Annotated in this window: 14 protein-coding genes; 5 read left to right on the plus strand and 9 right to left on the minus strand. The window is 68.5% G+C overall.

From position 1 onward, the window contains the following. The 4 genes from ACN6PJ_RS23895 to ACN6PJ_RS23910 form a co-directional block, all read right to left on the minus strand. Nucleotides 1–725: ABC transporter substrate-binding protein (locus tag ACN6PJ_RS23895; protein WP_427998281.1), on the minus strand; the 725-nt coding region annotated here is incomplete at its 3' end. 104 nt (nt 726–829) lie between these two features. Continuing rightward, nucleotides 830–1573, minus strand: a complete 744-nt coding sequence (locus ACN6PJ_RS23900; protein WP_427998282.1) for a GntR family transcriptional regulator — start codon at nt 1571–1573, stop codon at nt 830–832. Nucleotides 1574–1575: 2 nt separating this feature from the next. Continuing rightward, nucleotides 1576–3186 carry an AMP-binding protein gene (locus ACN6PJ_RS23905; RefSeq protein WP_427998283.1) on the minus strand — a complete coding sequence of 537 codons (1611 nt, stop codon included), beginning with the start codon at nt 3184–3186 and terminating at the stop codon, nt 1576–1578. Nucleotides 3187–3189: 3 nt separating this feature from the next. Next, the gene (locus tag ACN6PJ_RS23910) at nt 3190–4224 is read right to left on the minus strand and encodes a cyclase family protein (RefSeq protein ID WP_427998284.1); all 1035 of its coding nucleotides are present in this window, start codon (nt 4222–4224) and stop codon (nt 3190–3192) included. Between the two features lie 125 nt (nt 4225–4349). On the opposite strand from ACN6PJ_RS23910, the gene ACN6PJ_RS23915 reads away from it, so the two are divergent. Then, nucleotides 4350–5348, plus strand: a complete 999-nt coding sequence (locus ACN6PJ_RS23915) for a Bug family tripartite tricarboxylate transporter substrate binding protein (protein WP_427998285.1) — start codon at nt 4350–4352, stop codon at nt 5346–5348. Beyond that, a complete protein-coding gene (locus ACN6PJ_RS23920; RefSeq protein ID WP_427998286.1) occupies nt 5345–6067 on the plus strand; it encodes an SDR family oxidoreductase in 723 nt (240 codons plus the stop codon). The genes ACN6PJ_RS23915 and ACN6PJ_RS23920 overlap by 4 nt, the downstream gene beginning before the upstream one ends. Before the next feature lie 4 nt (nt 6068–6071). On the opposite strand, the gene ACN6PJ_RS23925 is transcribed toward ACN6PJ_RS23920, so the two are convergent. Continuing rightward, nucleotides 6072–6968, minus strand: coding sequence for a GlxA family transcriptional regulator (locus ACN6PJ_RS23925; protein WP_427998356.1), 897 nt, complete (start codon nt 6966–6968; stop codon nt 6072–6074). Nucleotides 6969–7058: 90 nt separating this feature from the next. On the opposite strand from ACN6PJ_RS23925, the gene ACN6PJ_RS23930 reads away from it, so the two are divergent. After that, nucleotides 7059–7736, plus strand: a complete 678-nt coding sequence (locus tag ACN6PJ_RS23930; RefSeq protein WP_427998287.1) for a DJ-1/PfpI family protein — start codon at nt 7059–7061, stop codon at nt 7734–7736. A gap of 6 nt (nt 7737–7742) precedes the next feature. On the opposite strand, the gene ACN6PJ_RS23935 is transcribed toward ACN6PJ_RS23930, so the two are convergent. Next, nucleotides 7743–8225, minus strand: coding sequence for an Lrp/AsnC family transcriptional regulator (locus ACN6PJ_RS23935; RefSeq protein ID WP_043545456.1), 483 nt, complete (start codon nt 8223–8225; stop codon nt 7743–7745). A gap of 141 nt (nt 8226–8366) precedes the next feature. Between ACN6PJ_RS23935 and ACN6PJ_RS23940 the strand changes: the two genes are divergently transcribed. Next, nucleotides 8367–8990, plus strand: a complete 624-nt coding sequence (locus tag ACN6PJ_RS23940; RefSeq protein WP_427998288.1) for a LysE family translocator — start codon at nt 8367–8369, stop codon at nt 8988–8990. A 47-nt stretch (nt 8991–9037) separates the two neighbouring features. Here the strand turns inward: ACN6PJ_RS23940 and ACN6PJ_RS23945 are convergent, their stop codons facing one another. The 3 genes from ACN6PJ_RS23945 to ACN6PJ_RS23955 all read right to left on the minus strand — a co-directional run bounded on the left by ACN6PJ_RS23945 (nt 9038) and on the right by ACN6PJ_RS23955 (nt 14213). Continuing rightward, on the minus strand, nt 9038–10924 hold the full coding sequence (locus tag ACN6PJ_RS23945) for an ABC transporter ATP-binding protein (protein WP_427998289.1): 1887 nt from the start codon (nt 10922–10924) through the stop codon (nt 9038–9040). 386 nt (nt 10925–11310) lie between these two features. Next, on the minus strand, nt 11311–13191 hold the full coding sequence (locus tag ACN6PJ_RS23950; RefSeq protein WP_427998290.1) for a TRAP transporter large permease subunit: 1881 nt from the start codon (nt 13189–13191) through the stop codon (nt 11311–11313). 8 nt (nt 13192–13199) lie between these two features. Further along, nucleotides 13200–14213: a TRAP transporter substrate-binding protein gene (locus ACN6PJ_RS23955; protein WP_427998291.1), complete on the minus strand. Its 1014-nt coding sequence runs from the start codon at nt 14211–14213 to the stop codon at nt 13200–13202. A gap of 237 nt (nt 14214–14450) precedes the next feature. Here ACN6PJ_RS23955 and ACN6PJ_RS23960 point away from each other — a divergent pair, with 237 nt between their 5' ends. Continuing rightward, nucleotides 14451–15278, plus strand: coding sequence for an IclR family transcriptional regulator (locus ACN6PJ_RS23960; protein WP_427998292.1), 828 nt, complete (start codon nt 14451–14453; stop codon nt 15276–15278). Nucleotides 15279–15288: the final 10 nt, after the last annotated feature.

Raw genomic sequence — 15288 nt, forward strand, 5'->3', positions numbered from 1 at the left:
TTGGCCAGGCCCACGATCTGCGCGCGGCTGGCCTGGGCCTGCAGCAGGTAGGAGGCGAAGTCGCTGGAGCCCAGCGGGTGGCGGGACGCGCCCAGCACCGTGCCGCCGTTGGCCTTGACCACGTCGGTCGCGGACGCCTGCAGCGTATGGCCGAACGCGTAGTCGGCCGTCAGGAAGTACCAGCGCTTGCCGCCTTGCTCGACGGTGGCGCGCGCCGTGGTGTTGGCCAGCGACCAGGTGTCGTAGGTGTAGTGGACGGAATAGGGCGAGCACAGGTCGTTGGTGATGCGTTCGGTGCCCGGCCCGCTGAAGACCACGATCTTCTTCTTTTCGCGGGCGACTTCCAGCACCGCCAGGGCCGGCGCGGATCCCGCCACGTCCATGATGGCATCCACCTTCTGGGTGTCGTACCACTCGCGCGCCTTGGCCGCGGCGATGTCGGCCTTGTTCTGGTGGTCTACCACCATCAGGTCTATCTTTTTGCCCAGCACCGTGCCGCCGAAATCGGCGATGGCCATTTCGGCCGCGGTGGCGCTGCCCTTGCCGGTCACGTCGGCGTAGATGCCGCTCATGTCCAGTATCAGGCCCAGGCGGACCACGTCGTCGGAGATCGCCGCGGGCTGCGCCGGCGCGGCGCTGGCCGCGGCGGCGAGGGTGGCGGCGGACAAGAGGGCAAGCGTGCTGCGCAACTGCAGGGAAATCCGGGGCGTTCCGGGGCATTTCATGGCGGGTCTCCTTTTTTGCCGGATCTTTTCGGATACTGCGGAAGGCGCCTCGGGGCTTGCTGCGGCGCTCTGTTCTTGGAAAAACGGGTGGGGCGCGCCTCGCTTCAGCGCTCGGTCAGCAGATCGAATTCCATCCGCACCTTGCGGAAGGGGAATTCCAGCCGGGCGAAATACACCACGCGGCCGTCGATGCAGGCGTAGCGGCGCAATTCCGCAACCGGGGACGACACGGGAATCTGCAGGGATTCGGCGGATTCCTGGCCCGCCTCGATCACGTTGAGCACCTGGCGGGCTTCACTGATGCGCGCGCCGTAGAACTGGTCCAGCACGGGCGCCACGGTGCTTTTCTGGATGCGGGCCCGGTGCTTGCGGAACAGCCCGCTGTCCAGGAAGACTTCGCTATAGCAGAACGGGCCGGCCTCCGTGGTGTGCACCCGGCGCAGGTACTGGAAGCTGCCGCCGCGCTCGGCGCCGCAGGGCATGCCCAGGGTGTCGGGCAGCGGCGAATCGGCGCTGGACTCCACCAGCGAAACCGTGCCCAGCTGGTTGCTCAGTTCCACGGTTTCCGCCCAGGTCTTGGGGATCAGCAGGGTAGGCGTCTCGGGCAGTTCGGCGTTGACGAAGGTGCCCGAGCCGCGCGAGCGCCGGATCAGGCCGTCTTCTTCCAGCAGGCCGAAGGCCTGGCGGATCGTGGCCCGCGAGATGCCGTAGGTTTCCATCAGGGATTCCAGTGGCGGGATCTGCTGGCCCGGCCGCCAGGTACGGTTCTGGATATGGCTGCGGAAAAGCGCCGCCGCCTGCAGGTAGAGCGGCTGTGGGCTGTGCGAGAAAAGCTTGCGGGCGGACATGGTCAGGGCGAAGGCGGCGTGGCGGCCTGGGCGAGGGCGGCGTCCGCCATCTCGCGCAGCCGGTGTTTCTGGATCTTGACCGAATTGGCGCTTTCCACCGAGGGAAAGGCGTCCAGCACGCCGAAGCCGGCGGGCACCTTGAAGCCGGCCATCGCGGCCTTGCAGGCCGCGGTCCAGCCCGCCGGATCGGCCTGGGCGCCCTCGCGCAGCAGCACGAAGGCGTAGGGCACGATCTTGCCGGCGTGAGCGGCGCCCACGACCTGGCAGGCGCGCACGCCGGGCAGGGTTTCGACCACCTGCTCGATCTCCACGGGATTGACGAGAAAGCCGGACAGGCGCAGCGAATCGCCGATGCGCGTCTGGAACACGAACTGGCGCGGGGTCAGCGTGTAGCCAAGGTCGCCCGTCTTGAAATAGCCGTCCGCGGTCAGCGCGCCGCGGGTGGCCTCGGGGTTGTCCAGGTAGCCCTGCATCAGGCTGGGGGACAGGATTTCGATCTCGCCGGACTGGCCGTGGGGCAGGACCTGGCCGCTGACAGGGTCGCGCGCGCGCACGCGGGCGTCGGGGTAGATCAGGGCGCCGCCGGGCAGGTGGCGGGCGGAGACCTCGCCTTCGGCCGGGTCGCGGGGCTGGCCGGCAACCAGCGCCACCAGTTCGCTGGATCCGTACAGGCCGGTAAGCGGCACGCCGGCTTCCCGGGCGAGGTCTAGCATATGGTCCAGCGCCGGCGTGAAGCTGGCGAAGCCGAACAGCCGCACGGAAGCGAAATCGCCCGGCGCGGCGGCCTGCATCATCCCGACCAGCGCTTCATTGTTGGCGTAAGTGTGCGTGACCGCGTAGCGGCGCACGGCGGCGGCGGACTGGGCCGCGTTGAAGACGGGCGCGCAGACCACGGGCACGCCCTGCGCCAGGCCGCCCACCAGCGTGGCGAAGCCGAAGGCGCCGCAGAACGGCGCGCTGGCCAGCACGCAGCTGCGGGCGTCGTAGCCATAGGCCCCGGCCACCGCCGCGCCGTGGCGCAGCAGCGTGCGCTGGTCGTGCAGCACGAATTTGGGCTTGGAGGTGGTTCCGGAGGTGGTGAAGCACAGCACGCCGGCGTTGTCCCGGGCGGCAGGCGCGGGATCGGGGCAGGCCAGCAGGTCAGCATAGCGGTGCGCCGGCTTGCCGTGTGCCGGCGGGGATTCGCCCGCCTCGCCCAGCGCGATCACGCCTTGCAGCCGCGTCAGGCGCTCGGGCGCGACGCCCTCCAGGATGCCCTGGAAGTCGATGCCCTTGAACCCCGGCCAGTACACCAGCCAGTCGGCCTGGCCGCGGCCGAGGATGTCGGCCACTTCCAACGCGCGAAAGCGCGTGTTGACCGCCAGCACCAGGGCGCCCAGGTGCGCGCAGGCCAGGAAGGATTCCACCCAGGCCGCGCAATTGGGCAGCCAGACCGCCACGCGATGCCCCGGCTGCACGCCGAGGCGGGCAAGTCCGGCGGCCAGAGCGCGGCTATGCGCGCGCAGCGCCTGGGCGCTGACCGGCCGGTCCTGATCGATCAGGAGCGGGGCGTCGGGCTGGCGCGCGGCGAGCGCGTCCAGGTGCGCGGAGAACGTCGAGTACGGAAAGGGCATGGCTTACACCGTGGCGATCGGCGTCACCGGGGAACCCACCGCGCCGGGCATCCGCAGGGGCGGCGCGGTCAGCAGGAAGCGATTGCGGCCCTGCGCGTGCAGCCAGTCGGCCAGGTCTTTCAGATACCAGAGCTCGGCCAGCGGCACGCCCAGCTTGAACAGGCAATGGTGATGCAGCGGCAGGATGGAATGGCCGGGCCCCGAGGTGCGCGCCGGGTAGGCCTCGACCGCATAGTTGTCCGCGCAGATGGCGGCGATGCCGGACTGCGTGATCCAGTCCAGCAGCGCCGGGTCGGCCCCGTCGAGCACGGCGCCGGTCTGCTCCAGCTTGTGCGGGTCGGGCTGGCCGTTCATGGCCACGACGGCTTCGGCGAAGCCGGTGCGCAGCACCAGCATGTCGCCGGCCTCGACCGATACGTGTTGCGCCTGCATGGCGGCCTGCAGCCCGGCATGGTCCACGATCGTGCGCCCGGGGCCGAATGCGCGTTCCAGGTCCACCAGGACGCCCCGGCCCTGCATGCCTTTTTCCGCGTAGCGGCTGACGCTGAGCTTGCGCGCGTACGAGCCGCCCGGCGGGCAGCAGGCGTCGGCCGAGGCGTCGGCTCCGCCGAACACGTCCACGCCGGCCGCGTAGCCGTTGTAGTAGACGCGGCGGGCTTCGCCGTCGCCCTGGATGTCGAACATCGCGCCCACATGGCACAGGCCGTCCCATTGCGTGGAGTACTGCATGGACAGGGTGACCTGGTCGTCGGACAGCACGTCCACCGCATCGGGCTGCACCTGCGACATCTGGAAATTCAGGTAGGGCGTGCCTTCGCGGAACGTGGGCTTGAGCGTGGGCGCGTGCCGACGCGGATTCAGCACGTTGCCGCCGGGCAGGTCCAGCGGCAGCGACAGGCAGAACACCTTGCCGGCCCGCACCTCGCGCACCGCCTGGAGCACTTTTTCCTCGGTCAGCAGGTTCAGGCGGCCGAGCTCGTCGTCCGCGCCGAAGTCGCCCCAGGTCGAGCCTTCCGGGCGTCGGGTCCAGCGTTTCATTTGCTTGTCTCCTGTCGGTTTTCTATGTTCTTATTAATATAGTACGTATTTACGTACTTTAAAAAGAAACCCAAAAGAAACCCAAAAGAAATCCGCAAGCAGCGGATTCGGTAGGAGACAAAACCATGACGCAATTCCTGCATCCGCGCGCCGCCTGGCGCCGCGGCCTCGCAGTCGCGGCGCTGGCCGTGCTGGCGCTGCCCGCGGTCCACGCCGCGGGCTACCCCGACCATCCCGTCACCGTCGTCGTGCCGTATCCGCCCGGAGGCGGGGCGGACATCTTCGGCCGCGCCATCGCCCACGCGCTGGAACCGGGCCTGAAGCAGACCGTGCTGGTCGAGAACAAGCCCGGCGCGGGCGGCAACATCGGCATGGCCTACGTGGCCCGCGCCAAGGCGGACGGCTATACGCTGGGCCTGGGCACCATCGGCACCCAGACCATCAACCAGTTCCTCTACAACAATATGGCGTTCGATCCCGAGCGGGACCTGGTGCCCATCGCGCTGGTGTCGACGACGCCCAACGTCATTGCCGTCAGCGCCAAGTCTCCGTACAAAACGGTGGCCGACGTGATCAAGGCGGCCAAGCAATCCAAGGACAAGAAGCTGACCTATGCCTCGCCCGGCGTCGGTTCGTCGGTGCACCTGACGGGCGCGTATTTCGAGGCCATGGCGGGCGTGACGATGCTGCACGTGCCGTTCAAGGGCACGTCCGCGTCGCTGCCGGCGGTGGCCGGCGGACAGGTCGACCTGCTATTCGACAATCTGCCCGGATCGCTGGCGCAGATCAAGGACGGGAACCTGGTGCGCGGCGTGGCCGTGACCTCGTCCACCCGCGATCCGTCGGTGCCCGATCTCCCGACCGTCGCGGAGTCGGGCCTGCCGGGCTTCGACGTCACGGCCTGGTTCGCGCTGTACGCCCCGCGCAACACGCCGGAACCCGTGGTAAAGCAACTGATCGAAGCCGCCCGCAGCGGCCTGCAGAGCCAGGCCATCGCGAAGAACTTCGCGGGCATGGGGGCCAAGCCCGGCACGCTGTTCGGCGCCGATCTGGCGGCCTTCGAAAGCCAGGAGCGCAAAAAATGGGGCGGGCTCATCAAGGACAAGGGGATCACCGCGCAATGAACACTCCCACCGCACTGGTCACCGGCGGCAGCCGGGGCATCGGCCGCGCCATCGTCGCGCGCCTGATCGAGGACGGCTACCAGGTCGTCAACTTCAGCCGCGGGGCGCCCCAGGCGCCGCTGCCAGGCGAGACGTTCCGCTCGGTGGACCTGGGCGACGCGGCGGCGACCATCGCCGCCGCGCGGGAGCTGGCCGCCGAGCGCTCCGTGCTGCACCTGGTCAACAACGCGGGCATGATCCAGGTCGCCAACCTGGAGGACGTGACGCAGGAGCAGATGGCCCGGACGATGGCGCTGAACGTCACGGCGCCGCTGTTGCTCATGCAGGCGCTTCTGCCCGGCATGCGGGCGGCGCGCTACGGGCGGGTGGTGAACATCGGCAGCCGCGCGGGCCTGGGCAAGGGCGGGCGCACCGTCTACGGCGCGTCCAAGGCGGGGCTGGCGGGCATGACGCGGACCTGGGCGCTGGAACTGGCGAGCGATGGCATCACGGTGAATACCGTGGCGCCGGGGCCGGTGGCCACCGAGCTGTTCAACCAGTCGAATCCTCCCGGCGCGCCCAAGACGCTGGCGCTGGAAGCCTCGATTCCGGCGGGTCGGGTGGGCCGGCCGGAAGAGGTGGCCCATGCGGTCGCCATGTTCCTCGATCCGCGGGCGGGCTTCACCACCGGGCAGCTGCTGTACGTCTGCGGCGGCGTCTCGGTGGGCCTGGCCGGCTAGGGCGTCATTCCGGCGCCGTCCGTCCCGGCGCCGGCCGCAGCGCGAACTGGCGCGCCATTTCCTTCCTGGATACCTTGCCGCTCGCGGCAAGCGCCGCCGCGCGCTCCTGGCGCAGCCGCCTCAGCACCTCGGTGGGAGCGACGCCGAAATGCGCGGCGAACTTGCGCTGGAACGTCCGGCGCGACATGTGGCAGGCGTCGGCCATGTCGTCCACCGACCAGCGCGCCGACAGCTGCGCTTCCATCTTCTCGACCAGATCGCGAAAGGGCGCTGCCACCCGGTCCTGCAGGCGCAGGGTCTGGCTGTACTGGCGCTGGTCGCCGTTGCGCCGCATGAAGACGACCAGCCTGCGCGCCACCTGTTGCGACAGATCCGGCCCGAAATCGCGTTCGATCAACGCCAGCGCAAGGTCGATGCCGGCGGTGACGCCGGCGGAGGTCCAGTACTTGCCGCTTTCGATGAAGATGCGGTCGTCCTGCACGCGCAGGGCGGGATAGTGGGATTGCAGGCGGGTGGCCGAGCGCCAGTGCGTGGTGACGGCCCGGCCGTCGAGCAGGCCGGTGGCAGCCAGGACGAAGGCGCCGGTGCATACGCTGCAGGTGCGCCGGGCGTCAGGGTCGCGGCGGCGCAGCCAGGCTTGCGTTTCGCGATGGGCGCTGGCCAGGTCTGCGCCGGGGCCGCCCGGCACGAGCATGGTGTCGATCGGCGCGTCGGCGTCGTCCGCGAAGGTGCCGTCCATCTGCATGCGCAGCCCCTGTTCCCAGGTGGCGACCACGGGCGTGGCGGCGATGGTGTGCAATTGGTACAGCTTGCGTCCGGCCTCTTCGTTCGCCGAGCTGAACGCCTGCCACGGCCCGGCCAGGTCCAGCGGCTGGAAACCGTCGTAGAGCACGAACAGGATGCGCAATGGCGCATTCGGGGCCGCAATTGGCGCGTCCGGCAGGGCGCGTCCGCCTATCCTGGAGGCTGGCGTTTCTATGGGAGCATCGTCATGCATGTGAATTTTCTCTTGTTCGAGGGCCTGACCCAGCTGGATATGACCGGGCCGTACGAGGTGCTGTCTGGCGCGCCGGGCTTCACCGTGGATTTTGTCGCAAAAACGCGCGATCCGGTACGGTCCGATCGAGGCTTGTGCTTCGTGCCCACGCAAACCATCGCGTCCGCGCCGCCCTGCGATCTGTTGGTGGTGCCAGGCGGGCCGGGCACGGATGATGCCATCGTCGATCCCGATTGGGTTGCGTTCACGCGCAGGCAGGGGCTGGAGGCGCAGTACGTGTTCGGCATCTGCACGGGTTCGCTGCTGCTGGGCGCGGCGGGGCTGCTGCGCGGCAAGCGCGCTTCCAGCCACTGGCGCGCGCGCGAACTGCTGTCGCGCTTCGGCGCCATTCCCAGCGACGAGCGCATGTGCGTGGACGGCAGGCTGTTCACCGCGGGCGGGGTGACCTCGGGCATCGACATGGGGCTGAAGGTCGTGGCGGAACTGTGCGGCGAGGACGTGGCCAAGCTGATCCAGCTGCAGATCGAATACGACCCCAAGCCGCCGTTTCCCGGCGGCACGCCGGAGACCTCGGAGCCGGCCGTGGTGGAGCGCTATCTGGCGATGTCCCAGGCCCGGTTCGAGCGCCGCTCGCAGGCGGTGGACCGCGCCGCGGCCGCGATGGCGCGCTGAAGCGGCCTACCTGGCCAGGTGTTCCAGCGGCAGCGGGCTCTGCGGCTTGACGGTCTGGATGGCGAAGTTGCTGCGGATATCCTTCACGCCCGGCAGCTTGAGCAGGGTATGGAGCAGGAAGCGCTCGTAGGCGCGCAAGTCCGGCACCACCACCTGCAGCAGGAAGTCGGATTCGCCGGACACCAGATGCGCGGAGATGACTTCCGGCAACGCGCTGACTTCCTTGCGGAATTCGGCGGCGTCCCGTTCGTGGTGCCGCTCCACCTTGATGCCCACGAAGACGGTCAGGCCCAGGCCGACTTCGTCGGGCGCCAGCCTGGCCTCGTACCCCTGGATGACCCCCGCCTCTTCCAGCAGGCGCACGCGGCGCAGGCAGGGGGACGGCGACAGCCCGATCTGCTCGGCCAGTTCGACATTGGTCAGCCGGCCGTTCTGCTGCAGGGCCTCGAGGATGCGGCGATCGTAGCCGTCCAGTTCGCGTTTTGGCATGAAATCAGGATTCAAACAAAGCCATTGGTGAGATATGCCACTAATGATAATTAGGGTGGCAGGAATAGCAAGCACATGCCAGCCCGATTTTCTTAGAATGGGCTCCTTACACCAGACAGGCAGGAGCGGGCGATGGCGGATATGGCGATGTTTCTGGGGGCGCTGCTGATCGTCTACGTGGTGCCGGGGCCCGACATGATCCTGCTGCTGGAAACCGGCCTGCTGCGTGGGCGCGGGCAGGCGCTGGCGGTGGCTGCGGGGTTGGCGATCGCCCGCGCCGCCCACGTGACTTTGGCCGCGCTGGGGCTGGCGGCCTTGTTCAAGACTCACCCGTGGGCCTTCGACGCCGCGCGCGCGGTGGGCGGGTGCTACCTGGTCTGGCTGGGCGTGCGCCTGTTGCGCGCTGGGCCGGTGTCGTACGATGCCGCCGGCCAGGCCGCGCCGAGCAGGGCGGGCTGGGGGCCGGCGCTCCTGAGCGGCGTGCTGACCAATGTGCTCAATCCCAAGGCCCTGTTGTTCTGTTCGGTGCTGTTGCCCCAGTTCGTGTCGCCGGCGCATGGTCCCATCGGCCGGCAATTCGCGCTGCTGGGGGTGGTGCTGGTCGGCCTGGGCCTGATGCTTGACGTGGCGTGCGCGCTGGCGGGCGGCGCGGTGGGGCGCTGGATGTCGGCCAGCCCGCGCGCGCAGAAGATCCAGGGCCGGCTGTTCGGCGTGGCCCTGATCGCCTTCGGGCTGCGGCTGACGATCGCGCAGCGCCCTGCGTGAAACGCGGGCGCTTGCGGGGCGGCCGACCCGCAAGCGCCGCAGGAGGCCTATTTGGCGAAGGCGTAGGAGGATTCGTCCTCTTCTTCGTCCCGCACCGGAGGCGGAACCGCGCCGTCCTCCAGCAGCTCGTCCGGCCGCAGGCCCTTGGTCAGTTCCAGGGCCTGGCGTTCGAACAGGCGCCGGTACAGGCCGTTCTTCAAACGGATCAGCGCCTCGTGGCTGCCTTCCTCGATGACGCGGCCGTGGTCCATGACCAGCAGGCGGTCCAGCGCGCGCACGGTGGACAGGCGGTGCGCCACGACCAGCGTCGTGCGGCCCTCCATCAGGCGGTCCATCGCCCGCTGGATCAGCACTTCGCTTTCGCTGTCCAGGCTGGACGTGGCCTCGTCCAGGATCAGGATGGGCGCATCGGCGAGGAACGCGCGCGCGATGGCCACGCGCTGGCGTTCGCCGCCCGACAGCTTCACGCCGCGCTCGCCGACCAGCGTGTCGTAGCCCTTGGGCAGCGCCATGATGAAATCATGGGCGCTGGCCAGCCGGGCGGCCTGCTCGATCTCGCCCTGGGTGGCGCCGGGCCGCGCATAGGCAATGTTCTCCGCGAGGGTGCGGTGGAACAGCACCGGCTCCTGCTGCACGATGGCGATCTGGCTGCGCAGCGAGGCCTGCTTCGCCTGGGCGATGTCCTGCCCGTCGATGGTGATGCGGCCGCCGTTCACGTCGTAGAGGCGCTGGATCAGCTTGATGAACGTGGTCTTTCCCGATCCGGAATGTCCCACCAGCCCGATGCGCTCGCCCGGCGCGATGCGGACGGAGAACCCGTCGTACAGCGCCGTGCCATGCGCGCCGTAGCGGAAGGTCACGTCCTCGAAACGGATCTCGCCGGCGGTGACGCGGATCTCGCCCGCGCCGCGCCGGTCCTCCACGCCCAGCGGCTGCTTTTCCAGCGCGACCAGCTCTTCCATGTCGTTGACCGAGCGCTGCAGGTTGCGGATGTGCATGCCCACGTCGCGCAGGTGGCCCTGCAGCATGAAGAACATCGTCAGGGCGAAAGTGATGTCGCCCACGCTGGCCTGGTTGCGCGACCACAGCAGCAGCGATACGCCCAGGATGCCGGCCTGCATCGCCACCAGCATCGCGGCCTGTACGCCGCCGTTCAGCGTGCCGCGGACCCAGGTGCGGCGGGTGCGGCGGCGCCATTTGTCGACGACGCGGCCCAGCCGGGTCTCTTCGCGTTCTTCGGCGCCGAAGGCCTTGACCACGGCGTTGCAGCTCACGGCGTCGGCCAGGGCGCCGCCCATGCGGGTGTCCCAGGCGTTGCCCAGGCGCGCCGCGGGCGCCACGTAGCGCAGCGACAGCGTGGTGGTGACGGCGATGTACAGCACTGAACCCGCGCCGACCACCAGGCCCATCATGGGCCAGTGCGCGCCCAGCAGGGCGGTGGCGCCGACCAGCATGACGACCGAGGGCAGCAGCGCGACCAGCAGCGTATCGTTCAGGAGGTCCACGGCCCACATGCCGCGGGTGATCTTGCGCACCGTCGAGCCCGCGAAGCTGTTGGCGTGCCAGTCCGTGGAAAAGCGCTGCACCCGATAGAAGGCGTTGGACACCATTTCATTCATCATCTTCAGCGTGAAGACGATGATGTTCTGGAATACCGCCTGGCGCAGCAGGGCGCTGCCGATGCCCAGCGCGATCAGCAGCCAGAAGGAGGTGAGGGCCGCGCTCCAGACCAGCTCGTCGGCCGCGGCGCCGGACGCCACGGCGTCGACCAGCCGGCCCGCGTACAGCGGCGTCAGCACGTCGGCGAGCGCCGACAGCAGCGCCAGCGCGACGATCAGCCCCGTGCGCCAGGGTTGCGCGCGCCAATAGCGGAAGGTAAAGCCCAGGACATCCTTGAAGGCCTGTCCTCGAAGATCGTTTGTTTTTCTAGCCATTGCAATGGCCCGGCGGCACCAGGACGCCGGGAGTCCTTGTGTGGAAAGAGGAAGGAACGGCCCGCGCGATAGGCGCGGGCATTGCGATTACGGGTTTGGGACGGGCACGGAGGACCAGTCGCTAGATAGGCATCCAGCGATGGGTCCGCGCGGGCGACGGCTTAATGGCGTCGCGGAGACACGCGCGGGACGGCGGTATGCGGGTACATCATCGTTCGCCTCCCAGTGGTGTGTTGAATGGAGAAAAAGGAATGGGCAAAGGCCCGAATTGAAGATTCTATAGAAATGGTGTAGCCGGATCAACGGTCGCGCGCGCGGTGTGGGTTTTTTTCAACTTGCGGCGCGGGCCGGGTCGGGGCGCGCCGGCAGGGCGCGCCCCGTTCGGGCTATTTGAGAAAGCCCGTGGAGATCCAGGGAATCGCGGCAATGACGACGATGCCGATCGCCAGCGAACCCAGATATCCCATGATGGGCCGGATGCCGGCTTCGGGGGCGACCCGGCCGATGGCGCAGGCGGCGTAGTAGCCCACGCCGAAGGGCGGCGCGAACAGGCCCAGCCCCATGGACAGGATCACGACCATGGCGTAGTGGACTTCATGGATGCCCATCTGGTGGGCGATGGGAAAGAGCAGCGGGCCGAACAGCACGATGGCGGGAATGCCCTCCAGCACGCTGCCCAGGATGACGAACGCGACGATCGACACGGCCATGAAGGTCGCCGCGCCGCCGGGCAGTCCGGCCATTGTGGTGGCGAGCTGCGTGGAGAAACCGGATTGCGTCAGCGCCCAGGCCATGCCGGTCGCGGTGCCGATGATGAGCAGGATGGCGCCGGACAGGCAGGCCGTGTCCACCAGCATGGGCTTGAGCCGCTTGGCATCGAAGCAGCGGTAGACCAGCAGCCCGACGAGCGTGGCGTAGACGATGCCGATGGTGGAAACCTCGGTCGCCGTGGCCACGCCTTCCACCACGGCCGCGCGGATGACGAAGGGCAGCGCCAGCGCCGGCAGCGCCACCACCAGCGCGCGCCCGATCTGGCGGCCGCTGGCCTTGCGCACCGCGCTCAGGTCTTCGCGGCGGTTGCGCCACCAGACGACCAGGCACAGCATCATGCCCAGCACCAGCCCCGGCAGCAGGCCGCCGATGAACAGCGCCGTGATGGATACGCCCGTGACGGAGCCGATGGTGATGAGCACGAGGCTGGGCGGCACGGTTTCGGTCTGCGCGCCCGTGGCGGACAGCAGCGCGACCAGGTCTCCCTCGTTGGCGCCGCGCTCGCGCATTTCCGGAAACAGCACCGGCGCCACTGCCGCCATGTCCGCCGCCTTGGCGCCGGAGATGCCCGACACCACGTACATGGCGCCGATCAGCACGTAGGACAGCCCGCCGCGCACGTGCCCGAGCAGGCTGGCCAGAAACGCCACCATGCGCTTGGCCATGCCGGTCATTTCGATCAGGACGCCCAGGAATACGAACAGCGGCACCGCGAGCAGGATCAGGTGCGACATGCCCTCGTCCATGCGCCCGACCACCACCATCATCGGCACGTCGGTGGTCAGCGACAGGTAGCCGAACGTGGCCAGGCCGAACGAGAAGGCGATCGGCACGCCGGCGAACACCGTCGCCGCCACGATCCCGACGAAGAAGATCAGCAGGTTCAGATTGCCCAGGCTGGCGAACACCGGCTGCAGCGCCGCCATGGCGGCCACCGCGCCGCCGACCAGCAGCAGCGCGAGCCCCGTGGTGCGCCATTGCGCCCGTTCGACCAGCCGCAGCAGGGCGATCAGCGCCATCAGGGCCGTGCCCACGGGCAGGGCGGCGGCCCGCCAGACGTTGGGGATCTCCAGCGCGGCGGTCGTGACATAGCGCTCTTCCGAGGCGTATTCGAATCCCGGCGCCTGCAGCATGAGCAGGAAGGCCAGCGCGGCCGCCACCGCCACCATGTCCAGCACGGCGCGCGCCGCGGGCGAGACGCGGTTGACCAGCGCGCCCATGCGCATGTGCTCTCCGCGGCGGAAGGCGACGACGGCGCCCAGCATGGCCAGCCAGAGGAACAGGATGGAGGCGAGTTCGTCCGACCATACCAGGGGCTCGTGCAGCGCGTAGCGGGCCACGATGCCGGAGAACAGGATGACGATCTCCGCGACCACCAGGATCGCCGCGGGGATCTCCACCAGGTGTCCCAGCGCCCTGTCGGCCGCGACTGCCCAGGCGCGCCTGGCGCCCGGCGCCGCCTCTGCGCCCGCCAGCATCTCCGCCGGGTGCGTCATCGCCGCCCTCATGACAGGCTCCCCACGGATTGCTCGAGCAGGCTCCACGCCTTTTCGCCGTACTTCTCCTTCCAGCCCGCATAGAAGCCGGCCTTGCGCAGGGCGTCGCGGATGGGGGCGGGGTCGGGGGTGTTGAAGGCCAGCCCTTCCTCCGCCAGCTTGGCCTGCAACTGGTTGTTCAGGGCCAGCACGTCCGCGCGTTCGGCCATGCCGGCGGCGTTGATGTGCTTGGCCACGATCTCGCGGATGTCGGCGGGCAGTTTTTCCCAGGCGCGGCGGTTGCCCAGGAACCAGAAGCCGTCCCACATGTGGTTGGTCATGGAGCAGTACTTCTGTACCTCGTAGAACTTGGCCGTCTGGATGATAGCCAAGGGGTTCTCCTGGGCGTCGACCACGCGGGTCTGCAGCGAAGAATAGGTTTCGTTGAAATTGATGCTGGCTGGCGAAGAGCCCAGCGCCTTGAACATGGATGTCCAGAGGGGGCTCACGGGCACGCGGATCTTCAGGTCGCGGAAGTCGTCCGGGCTGGCGATGGCGCGCGAGCTCGTGGTGACCTGGCGGAATCCGTTGTCCCAGATGCGGTCCATGACGATCAGGCCCTTGCCATTGATTTCGCGGCGGATGTGCGCGCCGAGCTCACCGTCCATGGCCTTCCACACGGCATCGTAGTCGGGAAAGGCAAAGCCGATGCCGCTGATGGAGGCGGCGGGCACAAGCGTGGACAGGATCAGCCCGGACAGGGTGAAGAACTCGACGGCGCCCGCGCGCAATTGGCTGAGCGTGTCGGTATCGGAACCCAGCTGGCTGCTGGGAAACACGGCCAGTTCGAAGCGGCCTCCGGTATCGCGCAGGATGTTCTGCGCGGCCTCGTTGGCGCGCAGGTTCATGGGGTGCGCGGGCGGCAGGTTGTTGGCGTACTTGTATCGGTACTGCGGCGCGGCCAGCGCGCGCTGGAACGGCGCCAGGGCCAGAAGCGCGCCGCCTCCCGCGGCGCTCATGAGTTTGCGGCGAGTCGTGTTCATGCTGTCTCCTTGGTTATGAGATCCGGCCCCTGCGGGGAGGGCCGGATAAAGCGCCTTTCCAGGCTTCTTGCTTTATCTTTGCATGAGGTCCATGATATGGACCTATGTACTACCCTTAAATTCATTAAATCACAGCGATTATCTAGCGTAAATCACTAAAACTGGTGCAGAATGAAAAAACAGGATAAATACAGTGGTCCACAAAATGGACCATCTGAAAAATCAGACGGAGAAGATGTGGCGGAAACCTCATCCCAGGTCGGCGGCGCCCAGGCGATTTCACGCGCCATGCTCGTGCTGCGCGGCGTGTCGCGCATGCGCGGCGAGGGCGCGGGCCTGTTGGCGCTGACCCGGGACACGGGCATGAGCAAGCCGACCGTCCATCGCATCCTGGCGGCGCTGAGCGCCGAAGGCATGGTCGAGCAGGACCCGGCCAGCCGCCGCTACTTCCTCGGGCCCGAATGCCACGTGCTGGGCAATATCGCCAGCGAGCGTTTCGGCATCAATCGGCTGGCCGCGCCCGTGGTGGCGCGGCTGGCGCACGAATGCGGCGACTCCGCCTTCTTTTCCCTCCGGCGCGACGTGTTCGCGGTATGCGTGCTGCGCGAAGACGGCGACTATCCGCTGAAGACGCACGTGCTGCTGCCGGGAGACCGCCACCCGCTGGGCATCGGCGCCGGCAGCCTGGCCATCCTGGCGGCCCTGCCCGACGACGACGTGGAGGCATGCCTGCAGGCCAACGCGGCCTTGATCGCGCGGCGCTATCCGCACTATTCGGTGCCCCTCATCCGCACGCTGGTGGACGAAGTCCGTGAACAGGGCTACGCCGTGAACCGCGGCCTGGTGGTCCCGGGCTCATGGGGCATAGGCATGCCGCTGCGCGACGAACAGGGGCATGTGCTGGGCGCGCTGAGCATCGCAGCGGTCGAGTCGCGCATGGACGAGGAAAGGCAGTTTCAGTTGGCCAAGCTGTTGTCCCGCGAGGCCAAACGCCTGCTAGCGCAGGCCAATCCCGGGAGCCGCGAGACGCGGGCGCGTCCGCCGGCCCCCAAGCCCAAGTCCTGATCCGCCGAGC

Source organism: Achromobacter sp. (assembly GCF_050285585.1).
GTDB lineage: Bacteria > Pseudomonadota > Gammaproteobacteria > Burkholderiales > Burkholderiaceae_B > Achromobacter.